11 protein-coding genes are annotated in these 10,863 nt (G+C 72.3%); 2 read left to right on the top strand and 9 right to left on the bottom strand.

The genetic code is table 11. The features are described from left to right. Positions 1 to 475, top strand: a 475-nt coding sequence (locus DKL51_RS16170) for a PucR family transcriptional regulator (protein ID WP_185734818.1), incomplete at its 5' end; no start/stop codon positions are given. A gap of 78 nt (positions 476 to 553) precedes the next feature. On the opposite strand, the gene DKL51_RS16165 is transcribed toward DKL51_RS16170, so the two are convergent. From DKL51_RS16165 to DKL51_RS16130, 8 genes are all read right to left on the bottom strand, one after another. Further along, positions 554 to 1,162 carry a TetR/AcrR family transcriptional regulator gene (locus DKL51_RS16165; protein ID WP_109945503.1) on the bottom strand — a complete coding sequence of 203 codons (609 nt, stop codon included), beginning with the start codon at positions 1,160 to 1,162 and terminating at the stop codon, positions 554 to 556. A gap of 11 nt (positions 1,163 to 1,173) precedes the next feature. Beyond that, complete coding sequence (locus DKL51_RS16160; protein ID WP_109945504.1) at positions 1,174 to 2,742, bottom strand: MFS transporter; 1,569 nt, start codon at positions 2,740 to 2,742, stop codon at positions 1,174 to 1,176. A 361-nt stretch (positions 2,743 to 3,103) separates the two neighbouring features. Further along, positions 3,104 to 4,129, bottom strand: coding sequence for a branched-chain amino acid ABC transporter permease (locus DKL51_RS16155; protein WP_109945505.1), 1,026 nt, complete (start codon positions 4,127 to 4,129; stop codon positions 3,104 to 3,106). After that, positions 4,126 to 5,007, bottom strand: coding sequence for a branched-chain amino acid ABC transporter permease (locus DKL51_RS16150; RefSeq protein WP_109945506.1), 882 nt, complete (start codon positions 5,005 to 5,007; stop codon positions 4,126 to 4,128). The genes DKL51_RS16155 and DKL51_RS16150 overlap by 4 nt, the downstream gene beginning before the upstream one ends. Positions 5,008 to 5,014: 7 nt before the next feature. Then, positions 5,015 to 6,259 (bottom strand): ABC transporter substrate-binding protein, encoded by a 1,245-nt coding sequence (locus DKL51_RS16145; protein WP_185734817.1) that lies wholly within the window; start codon positions 6,257 to 6,259, stop codon positions 5,015 to 5,017. Positions 6,260 to 6,312: 53 nt separating this feature from the next. Continuing rightward, on the bottom strand, positions 6,313 to 7,005 hold the full coding sequence (locus DKL51_RS16140) for an ABC transporter ATP-binding protein (RefSeq protein WP_109945508.1): 693 nt from the start codon (positions 7,003 to 7,005) through the stop codon (positions 6,313 to 6,315). Beyond that, positions 6,992 to 7,753 carry an ABC transporter ATP-binding protein gene (locus tag DKL51_RS16135; RefSeq protein WP_109945509.1) on the bottom strand — a complete coding sequence of 254 codons (762 nt, stop codon included), beginning with the start codon at positions 7,751 to 7,753 and terminating at the stop codon, positions 6,992 to 6,994. The genes DKL51_RS16140 and DKL51_RS16135 overlap by 14 nt, the downstream gene beginning before the upstream one ends. Positions 7,754 to 7,993: 240 nt before the next feature. Beyond that, the gene (locus tag DKL51_RS16130) at positions 7,994 to 9,193 is read right to left on the bottom strand and encodes an FAD-dependent monooxygenase (protein ID WP_109945510.1); all 1,200 of its coding nucleotides are present in this window, start codon (positions 9,191 to 9,193) and stop codon (positions 7,994 to 7,996) included. Between the two features lie 187 nt (positions 9,194 to 9,380). Between DKL51_RS16130 and DKL51_RS16125 the strand changes: the two genes are divergently transcribed. Next, on the top strand, positions 9,381 to 10,313 hold the full coding sequence (locus DKL51_RS16125) for a TetR/AcrR family transcriptional regulator C-terminal domain-containing protein (RefSeq protein WP_109945511.1): 933 nt from the start codon (positions 9,381 to 9,383) through the stop codon (positions 10,311 to 10,313). A gap of 32 nt (positions 10,314 to 10,345) precedes the next feature. Here the strand turns inward: DKL51_RS16125 and DKL51_RS16120 are convergent. Continuing rightward, positions 10,346 to 10,863 (bottom strand): zinc-binding dehydrogenase (locus DKL51_RS16120; protein ID WP_148097801.1); only part of this gene is annotated, 518 nt, incomplete at its 5' end.

The following is a 10,863-nucleotide window of genomic DNA, read 5'->3' as shown; positions in this document are numbered from 1 at the left end:
GTCCCGGGTGACCGGCCGGCCGGTGACCGCCGGCGCGAGCGGCCCGTCGACCGGGCCGACGGCGCTGGCGACCACGTTCGCCGAGGCGGACCGGTGCCTCACCGCGCTGGGCGCACTGGGCCGGGCCGGCCAGGGGGCGAGCACCGAGGAGCTGGGCTTCGTCGGGCTGCTGCTGGGCGCGGTGGGCGACTCGGGCGACCGGGACGTGGCCCGCTTCCTCCAGGCGACGGTGGGCCCGGTGGTCGACTACGACGCCCGGCGGGGCACCGCGCTGGTGAAGACGCTGGAGGCGTACTTCGGGGTGGGCGGCAGCCTGGCCCGGGCGGCGGAGCTGCTGCACGTGCACGTCAACACGGTGACCCAGCGGCTGGAACGGGTCGGGCAGCTGCTCGGCCCGGACTGGCAGAAGCCGGAGCGGGCGCTGGAGGTGCAGCTCGCGCTGCGCCTGCACCGGCTGCGGACGCCGGCCGCCTGAACCACGGCCGAGCAACCGCCGCTTGAGCGGTCGCGGTACGGGCGCGCCACCAGCGCGCCGGTCGAGGCGCGGCCGCGGTCAGCGGGCCCGGAGGCCCTCCAGGACGCCGTCGACGATCCGCTCGGGCAGGATCCGGTCGTCCAGCTCGGGATGCCAGCGCAGCACCCGCTGCAGGACCATCGGGCCGCTGAGCAGCGCCATCGCCAGGTCGATGTCGAGGTCGGCGCGGAGTTCCCCGGAGGCCACCCCGCGTCGGAGCACGTCGCGCATCAGCCGCCGGCGTGGCTCGATGATGGTCTGGTAGAGCTGGTAGTGGTCCGGGCTCCGGTTCACCTCGGGCACCAGACAGGGCATGATCTTCGCGGCGCGCGGGTCGACGTTGTGCCCGACGGCGCCGACCAGCAGCACCAGATCGTCGCGGACGGAGTGGCCGGCCGGCTCGGGCGGAGTGCCCTTGAGGGTGCGCAACGCGTCGAGCAGGAGCGCGTCCTTGCCCGACCAGCGCCGGTAGATGGTGGCCTTGCCCACCCCGGCGCGGGCGGCGATCGCCTCGATCGAGAGCGCCTCGATGCTGTTGCCCTCGGCGAGCAGGTCCAGGGTGGCCTGCACGATGGCCTCGTCCGCGCGGACGCTCCGCGGTCGCCCGGGCGACCGCGGAGCATCAGCGGTGGAAGTCACGTCAGACATTGTCGCCGAACCTATGCCGTTCCGGCCAACTCCCGTTCTGCGGTCTCTCGACCCACGGCGGGGCCGGCGACCGGGCGCCCGGGCATCCAGCGCAGCGCGATCAGGACGCCGAGCGCGGCCACCACCGCGGAGAGCCCGGCGGCCCAGTGCATCGCCGCGACGAACGAGTCGTTGGCCGCCGCGATCAGCCTGGGCGCCAGCGGCCCGAGCTGGGCCGCCGCCGCGTACGCGCCGGAGATGGACTCGTCGGCGGCCTCGCGGGCCGGGGCGGGCAGGCCGGCGACGGCCGAGGCGATGTCCTCCCGGTAGACCGCGGAGAGCACCGAGCCGAGCACCGCGACGCCCAGCGCGCCGGCGACTTGCCGGACGGTGTTGCTGACCGCCGAGCCGACGCCGGCCTTCTCCCGGGGCAGTGCCGACATGATCGACTCGGTCGCCGGCGGCATGATGTTCGCCATGCCGGTGCCCTGGACGAAGGTGAGGACCAGGACGACCCAGATCGGCGTGACCGCGTCGACGAAGACGAACGCGCCGAGCGCCACCGCGGTCAGCACGAGACCGACCACCGCGACCGCCCGGCCGCCGAAGCGGCGGACCATCGCCGCGCTGCGCGGCGCGAAGACCAGCTGTGCGGCGGCGAACGGCAGGAAGAGCAGTCCGGTCTCCAGCGGGCTGTAGCCGCGCACCAGCTGGAGGTAGAACGCGTTGAAGAACATCACGCCCATGGCGGCGAAGAAGACCAGCCCGACCAGCGCCACGGGTGCGGCGAACCGGGGCACCCGGAAGAGCCGGACGTCCAGCGACGGGTGGTCGCTGCGCAGCTCGTGGGAGACGAACCAGGCCAGCACCGCCAGGCCACCGACGATCGCGCCCCAGACGGGCAGTCGGTCGAAGCCGTGCTCGCCACCGTCGATGATGCCGTAGGTGAGGGCCACCAGACCGACCACCGAGAGCAGCACGCCGACCAGGTCGACGCGGCCCGGCCGGGGGTCACGCGACTCGGGCACCAGGAGCGCGACCAGCACCACGCCGAGCGCCACCACGGGCACGTTGATCAGGAAGACCGAACCCCACCAGTAGTGCTCGAGCAGGGCCCCGCCGAGGATCGGGCCGATCGCCACGGCGAGGCCGACCGCGCCGGCCCAGACGCCGATCGCCCGGCCGCGCTCGCGCGGGTCGAAGACGTTGGAGATGATCGAGAGCGTCACCGGCATGATGGCCGCGCCGCCGACCCCCATCAGGGCGCGGGCGCCGATGAGCTGCCCGGGGCTCTGGGCGTACGCCGACAGCAGCGACGCCAGCCCGAACAGCGCCAGGCCGACCAGCAGGAACCGCTTGCGTCCCAGCCGGTCGCCGAGCACGCCGAAGGTGAAGAGCAGGCCGGCGAAGACCAGCGTGTAGGAGTTGATCGCCCACTCCAGCTCGCCCTGGCTGGCGCCGAGGCCGTGCACCGGATCGGCGAGGGTGCGGAGTGCGACGTTGAGGATGGTGTTGTCGAGGACGACGACGAGGAGGCTGATCACCAGCACCCCGAGGATCGCCCACCTCCTCGGGTGTCCGGTGTTCTCGTGCGGTTCCATGTCCGGTTCTCCCCCCGGCTCACCCGCGTCGAAATACGATACGGGGCAGACTCGTAACGCTGCTGAGCCTAGGTGCGACGGTTTCGATACGGAACCGGTTCGTATCGTTTGTGTTCCAGGTCACGCGGAGACCCGGTGCGGACCCGCCCCGTGCCAGGTCCGCACCGGACGCTACGCCGGGGGACCGACAGCCAGCGCCGCCCGCAGCAGCGCGTCCCGCGCCGGCAGGAGATGCCGGGCCTGGGAGAGCCGTCCCGCCCGTCGGGCCGCCCGGGCGCTCAGCACAGACGTACCCCCGGGTAGCGGTTCACCACCCGGGGGTACGTCGAGTCGGCGCCGGTTGGACGCGCCGCGATCAGGATCAGCTGTCGGACTGCCTCCGCCGGGCCATCCGACGCTGGGCCAGGGTCGCCACGGTGCCCCAGATGCCCTTGCGGAACAGCAACACGGCCAGCACGAAGATGGCACCGGTGACCAGGCCGATCTGCTCGAAGCCGGAGAACGACAGCCAGTCCTCCAACCGCACCAGGAATGCCGCGCCGATCACCCCGCCCCACAGCGTGCCGATCCCGCCGAGCACCACGACGATGACCGCCTTGCCGGACGTGGTCCAGTGCAGCGCATCCAGCGCCACGGACTCGTGGTTCATCACGAAGAGGCCGCCACCCAGCCCGGCGAGGAACGCCGAGAGGACGAACGCGGTCAGCTTGTACCGGTGCACCGGGTAACCGAGGGCACGGGCCCGGGCCGGGTTGTCGCGGATGCCGACCAGCACCCGCCCGAACGGCGAGTTCACGATCCGCCAGGCGGCCCAGAGGCCGAGCAGCGCGATCGGCAGGGCCGCGTAGTAGAAGTAGTACTCGTCGGAGAGGTCGAGCCCGCCGAGCTCGCGCGGCACCGACGGGAGGCCGTTCTCCCCGCCGGTGACCGTGCTCCACTTGTTGGCGACGTAGTAGATCATCTGCGCGAAGGCCAGCGTCACCATGGCGAAGTAGATGCCGGTGCGCTTCACCGCGAGATAGCCGATCGGAACGGCGAGCACGGCCGCGGCCACCGCGCCGATCAACACCGCCACCGGGAACGGCAGGCCGGCCTTGGTCGCGACGATGCCGGCGACGTACGCCGACGTGCCCCAGAACGCGGCGTGGCCGAAGGACATCAGCCCGGTGAAGCCGAGCAGCAGGTCCACCGAGACCGCGAACAGCGCCCAGCAGAGGATGTCCACGGCGACCGGCGGGTAGAGGCTGTTGGGCAGCCAGAGGGCCACCCCCAGCCCCACCGCGAGCAGCGCGTACCGGAGCCACCAGGGGGCCCGGGCCACGGCGACCAGCCCGGAGCGGGCCGGGCCCGGCTTCGCCCCGGGCTCGCTGTCGACGACAGTCGTCATGCCGGTGCCTCCTCACGCCCGAACAGGCCGGCCGGGCGCCACATCAGCACGGCCGCCATCACGATGAACACCAGGGTCTGCGACAGGATCGGCCAGTCGGCCAGGTAGACCACGCCCCAGGCCTGGATCAGTCCGATGCCGAACCCGGCGGCCACCGACCCGAAGATCGAGCCGAGGCCGCCGATCACCACAACCGCGAAGACCACGATGATGAGGTCGGACCCCATCAGCGGGTTGACCGCCCGCATCGGGGCGGCGAGGACCCCGGCCAGTCCGGCGAGCGCGATGCCGAAGCCGAAGACCGGGGTCACCCACCGTCCGACGTTGATCCCGAACGCCCGGGTGAGCTCCGGGCGTTCGGTCGCGGCCCGCACCACCATGCCCACCCGGCTGTGGGTGAGCAGCCACCACACCCCGACGCAGATCGCGACGGCGAAGACCAGCACGAAGACCCGGTACGTCGGAAAGTCGAACAGTCCGAAGTCGACGGACCCGTTGAGTTCGGCCGGCGGGGCGTACGGGATGGACTGCACGCCGTACCGGGACTTCACCAGATCCTGCAGGATCAGCGTCAGGCCGAAGGTGAGCAGGAAGTTGTAGAGCGGATCGAGCTGGGCCAGCCGATGGACGAAGGCCCGCTCCAGCGCCATGCCCAGCACCCCCAGCACCACCGGCATGATCACCAACGCCCACCAGAACGGCACTCCGAGCTCGGCAAGCAGGACGTACGCCCCCATCGCGCCGAGCATGTAGAAGGCGCCGTGGGCGAAGTTGACCACGCGGAGCATCCCGAAGATGACCGCCAGGCCGAGGGCGAGCAGGGCGTAGAACGCCCCGTTCACCAGCCCGTCGAATGTGTGCTGAAGGAAACCGGTCATGGCCTCGTCACATCTTGCACTCGGCCGACGGGGGCGCGAACGCCTCGGCCGCCGGGATGGTCTTCAGGACCTTGACGTAGTCCCAGGGCTCCTTGACCTCGGACGCCGGCTTGACCTGGGCCAGGTACGCGTCGTGGATGACCCGGTGGTCCTCGGCGCGGATCTTGCCGTTGCGCAGGAAGACGTCGTTGATCTCCTTGCCCTCCAGCCCGGCGACGACCTTGTCGGCATCGTCGGTGCCGGCGGCCTGCACGGCCTCCAGGTACTGCATCGCCGCCGAGTAGTTGGCCGCGTGCGCGAAGGTGGGCCGCGTGCCCGTCTCCTTCATGAACCGGTCGGCGAACTCGCGGTTCTGCTGGTCGAAGTTCCAGTACCAGGCGTCGGTGTAGGTGGTGCCGGCCAGCGCCGCCGGGGTGAGCGAGTGGATGTCGGTGAGGAACATCAGGCCGACCGCCAGGCCGATGCCCTTGTCCCGCAGCTTGAACTCGTTGTACTGCTTCACCAGGTTGACCAGGTCACCGCCGGCCTGCATGGTGCCCAGGGTGTCCGGCTTCGGGTTCAGCGTCGGCGCCTTCAGCAGGAAGGTGGAGAAGTTGTCGTTCGGGAACGGCGTCGCGTCCTTGGCGACGACCTTGCCGCCCGCGCCCTCGACCGCCGCGGAGAACTTCTTCTCCATGTCCTGACCGAACGCGTAGTCCGGGTAGACGATGTACCAGTTCTTGGCGCCCTGCTGGGTCGCCGCCGTACCGGTGCCGTGCGCCAGCATGTAGGTGTCGTAGGCGTAGTGGAAGGTGTACTTGTTGCACGACGCCCCGGTCAGGGCGGTGGTCGCGCCGGTGATGTTGAAGTACAACTTCTTCTTCGCCTTGGCGACGTCGGCGACCTTCAGGGCGGCCGACGAGGTGGGCACGTCGAAGATCGCGTCGACGCCCTTGCGGTCGTAGAGCTCGGCCGCCTTGGTGTTGGCGATGTCCGGCTTGTTCTGGTGGTCGGCGGACTCGACGCTGATGTTCTTGGTGATCGCCTTGTCGCCGTACTTGGCCTTGAAGTCGGCGATCGCCATCTCCACGGCCTTAACCGAGTTCGGGCCGGACGCGTCCGCGTACACCCCGGACTGGTCGTTCAGGACACCCAGCACGATCTTGTCGTCGGTGAGCTTGGAATCTCCCGACCCGCTCGGACCACCGCCGCCGCACCCGGCGGCGAGCAGCACGGCGGCGGACGCCGCCGCCAAACCTGCGGTTCTGCGCATGCCGATCCCTCCACATCCGCGCCGAGGCGCGGCTCAATGTGCCGTTTGAAATTTCAGATGCCGAGGTACGCCAGCAGCTCGCGCTCCCGCGAGCGCACCTCGGAGTTGTCCATCGCCTCCGCGATCCGTCCCTCGGCCAGCAGGTAGTGCCGGTCGGCGACGCCGGTGGCGAAGTGCAGGTTCTGCTCGACCAGCAGCACGGTCACCCCGTGCTTCTTGGCCTCCCGCAGCAGGTCGCCGACCTGCTGCACGAGCAGTGGGGAGAGCCCCTCGGTGGGCTCGTCGCAGAGCAGCAGCCGGGCGCCCATCCGGAGCACCCGGGCCAGGGCGAGCATCTGCTGCTCGCCGCCCGACAGCATGGTCGCCGCCGAGTCGCGCCGGGTGTAGAGGGCGGGGAACGCCTCGTACACCCGCTCCAGCGGCCACGGGTCGGGACCGACCCGGGGCGGGAGGGTCAGGTTCTCGGTGACGCTGAGGCTGGCGTACGCGCCACGGTCGTCGGGGACCCAGCCGAGGCCGAGCCGCGCCCGCTTGTACGCCGGCAGTTTGGTGACGTCCCGGCCGTCGAGGGTGATCGTGCCGCGCTGCCCGGCGTGCAGCCCCATCACGCAGCGCAGCAGGGTTGACTTGCCGGCGCCGTTGCGGCCGACCAGGGTGACCACCTCGCCGGCGGCGACGTCCAGGCTCACCTCCCGCAGCACCTGCGCCTCGCCGTAGAAGGCGGAGAGGTTCTCAATGCGCAGCATCAGCGGCTCCCAGGTAGGCGGTGATGACCCGCTCGTCGGCGCGGACCTGCTCGTACGGCCCCTCGACCAGCACCTTGCCGGCCTGCAGGACGGTGACGGTGTCCGCCAGCCGGCCGACGACGCTCATGTTGTGCTCGACCATCACCACGGTCCGGCCCTGGCGGACCCGGGCGATCAGCTCGACGGTGCGGTCGACGTCCTCCAGCCCCATCCCGGCGGTCGGCTCGTCGAGCAGCAGCACCTTCGGGTCCAGGGCGAGGGCGATGGCCAGCTCCAGGGCGCGCTTGCGGCCGTACGCGAGGGCCTCCGCCGGCGCCTCGGCCAGCTCCTCGAGGCCGACCATGGCCAGCAGCTCCTCGGCGCGCTCCCGGTAGCGGTGCATCAGCTTCGCCGAGCGCCAGAACCGCCAGCCCAGCCCACTCGAAGACTGGAGTGCCAGCTCGACGTGCTCGCGGGCGCACAGCTGCGGGAAGAGGCTGGTGATCTGGAACGAGCGGGCCACGCCGAGCCGCGCGACCCGCTCCGGGGGCAGGCCGGTGACGTCTCGGCCGTCCAGTTCGATCTTTCCCCCGCTGGGCGGCAGGAAGCCGGTCAGCAGGTTGAACAGCGTGGTCTTGCCGGCACCGTTCGGGCCCACCAGGGCGTGCACGGTCTCCGGCGCCACGTCGAGGTCCACCCCGTCGACCGCCCGGAAGCCCCGGAAGTCGCGGGTCAGCCCGCGGGCCGACAGGAGCGCTTGCCCGGCCATCGCCACATCCTCCGCACGTCGCCCGCGACGACCAGGTCGGTGACCGCGGTCACAGGGCCGTCGCGTGGAGGAAACGTACGGTGTGACGCCCGAGCCGAGCCATGTCGGTGGCCCACACATTCGGCCCGGTTCGGGCGGGCTGATCAGCCATAGGGGGCCGCCGGTCGGCCCCCCTCACCGGTCAGCGGAACCGATCGGTGCCCGCCGATCGGCCACGACATGTGGTGGCGCCACCGGCCGTCAGCGGCTCCCGGCGTACTCCGGCAGGGCCAGGCCGTCGGCCTTGCTGAAGAACGCCCGGGCGGTCAGCCGCCGCAGCGGGCGGGAGGTCATCGCCCGCATCGACCGGTCCCGCAGCCAGATGGCGGTCCGACTGGCCGGCAGGAAGCCGGAGATCCCGCCGCCGGGCAGCTCCTGGCCGCGCCGCACGTGCTCCCGCAGCGCCTCCTCGTAGCGTCGGTACGCGACCCGGTGGTCGCCGTCGGCGGCGGCCAGCTCCCCCGCCAGCAGGTACGCGCCGACCAGGGAGAGGCTGGTGCCCTGGCCGGTCAGCGGGGACGGGCACCAGGCGGCGTCGCCGAGCAGCGCCACCCGCCCGGAGCTCCACCGCTCCATCCGCACCTGGCCGTACAGGTCGAAGTAGAAGTCCGGCGCGTCCGGCATCGCGGCCAGCAGCTCGGCCGTACGCCAGCCGACGTCGGCGAACCGCTCGGCCAGGACGCGCCGCTGCCCGGCGATGTCCCGCCGGTCGACGTCCAGCGGCGGGGAGACGAAGCTGAACAGGGCGCTGGTCCGCCCGTCCCGGGTCGGCCGGGTGCCCACCACCCGGCCGCCGGGGGCGTTGTGCAGCAGGAACCAGCCGGAGTCATCCGGGTACGGCGTGCTGAAGTAGGCCAGGTACGCCCCGAGCGGCCGGACGTACGCCGACTCCGGCCCGAACGCCAGCGCCCGCGTCCGGGAATGCATGCCGTCGGCGCCGACCACCAGGTCGAACCGGCGCGGGGCGGCCCGCTGGAAGGTGACCCGCACCCCGTCGCCGTCCTCGGTCAGTGTCTCGATCGAGTCGTCGAAGAGGTACTCCACCTCGGCCCGGGTCTCCTCGTACAGCAGCCGGGCCAGGTCGCCCCGCTCGATCTCGATCTCCGCGACGATCCCCTCGCCGTCGAACGCGTGCACCGGCATCCGGCAGCTGACCCCGCCGTCGGCGGCCACGTACGCCATGCCCCGCTCGGCCACGCACCGGGCGCGGATCCGGGCGCTGAGCCCCATCCGCTCGATTACCTCGCGGGCGGTGCCCCGGATGTCGACCGCCTGCCCGCCGGGCCGCAGGCCGGGGGCACGCTCCACCACCGTCGGCCGGAAGCCGTACCGGTGCAGCCAGAAGGCGAGGGCGGGGCCGGCGATGCCGGCGCCGGAGATGAGCACGGTCCTGTTGGTCACCGCAGCACTCCCGAGAGTCGTGCGTACACCGTCAACCCGGGCCCGCCGGGATGCGGACGGAACGGATGCCCCGCGCGACACAAGCTAGGTTCCACGGCGTCGCCGCGCTCGCCGCGTACTAGTACGCTCCGGTCGGAAGGGCGGTCGGTGCCGCCTCGTACTAGTACGCTCCGCCGGGAGGTGTCCGTTGCCGCGCTCCAGTTCCGGGTCGGCGCCCCCGTACCGGCGGATCGCCGCGGAGATCCGGCGCCGGATCGAGATCGGTGAGCTGCGGCCGGGCGACCCGGTGCCGTCGGCCCGGCAGATCACCCGCGAGCACGGCGTCGCCATTGCCACCGCCACCAAGGTCCTCGCGCTGCTGCGGGAGGAGGGCCTGGTCCTCGCCCGTCCCGGCGCCGGCACGGTGGTGGCTCCCGCACCGCGGCCCCGGGCCGCCGACCGTACCGAACCGGAGCTGAGCCGGGAGCGACTCGTCCGTACCGCGATCGCCCTCGCCGACGACGGCGGTCTGGCCGCGGTCTCCATGCGGCAGATCGCCGCCGACCTGGGGGTCGCCACCATGTCGCTCTACCGGCACGTCCGCGGCCGGGACGAGCTGATCCTGACGATGGCCGACACGGTGCTGGCCGACGCGCCACTGCCGGCGGTCCGGCCGGCCGGCTGGCGGCCCGGGCTGGAGCTGCTCGCCCACGCCCAGTGGGCGACCTATCGGCGGCACCGCTGGCTGCCGCACGTCATCTCGATCTCCCGGCCCCAGCCGATGCCGCGCGGCATGGCGCACACCGAGTGGGCCCTGCGCGCCACCGCCGGCCTCGGGCTGGACCGCCGGTTGCGCCTGCACCTCGCGGTGACGCTGATGGCGTACGTGCGTGGCATCGCCACCAACCTGGAGATGCGGGCCCAGGCGGAGCAGGACACCGGCCTGACCGACGAGCAGTGGATTCAGAGCCACTGGACGGCGTTCGACCGCATGATGAGCGACGGGCGCTACCCCGCCCTCGCGGCGCTGAACGCCGAGGGGGATGTGGAACTCGACCTGGACAGCGTCTTCGAGTTCGGCCTGCGCACCCTGCTGGACGGCTACGCCGCGCTGATCGAGGGGTCGGGCGCCGCCCGCTGACGCCGCGGCGACCCGTCCGTCGCGCTGCCGGTTCAGTCGGGGAAGGTGACCACCCAACGGGCGCCCTCGCCCCGGGCCAGCCGGTCGAACGCCGCCGGCGCCTCGTCCAGCGGGATCCGGCCGCTGACCAGCGGGCGCAGGTCCAGCGTCCCGTCGCTGAGCGCGCGGGCCAGCTCCGGCACCTCCCGATCCGGGTCGGCGGAGCCGTACACCGAGGAGCGCAGAGTGCGGGCGGAGTGGAAGATGTCCAGCGCGGCCAGGCTGACCATGTCGTCCCGGGCGCCCATGCCGACGACGGTGACCGCTCCCCCGCGCCGGGTGAGCCGCCAGGCGGCGCGGATGGTGGCCGACCGGCCGACGCACTCGAAGGCGTGGTCGACGCCCCGGCCCTCGGTGCGCGCCCGCACCTCCTTCGAGAGCTGGTCGTCGGAGAGCAAAAAGTCGGTGGCGCCAGCGGCGAGGGCGAGCTCGCGCTTGGCCTCGGCGACGTCGACCGCGATGATCGGCCCGGCACCGGCGGCCCGGGCGGCGATGAGCGGCGCGGCGCTGC

Source organism: Micromonospora globispora, assembly GCF_003857015.1.
GTDB classification, from domain to species: Bacteria; Actinomycetota; Actinomycetes; order Mycobacteriales; family Micromonosporaceae; genus Micromonospora; species Micromonospora globispora.
Note: the sequence above shows the minus strand (reverse complement) of the source record. Positions and strands in the feature narration are given on the sequence as shown.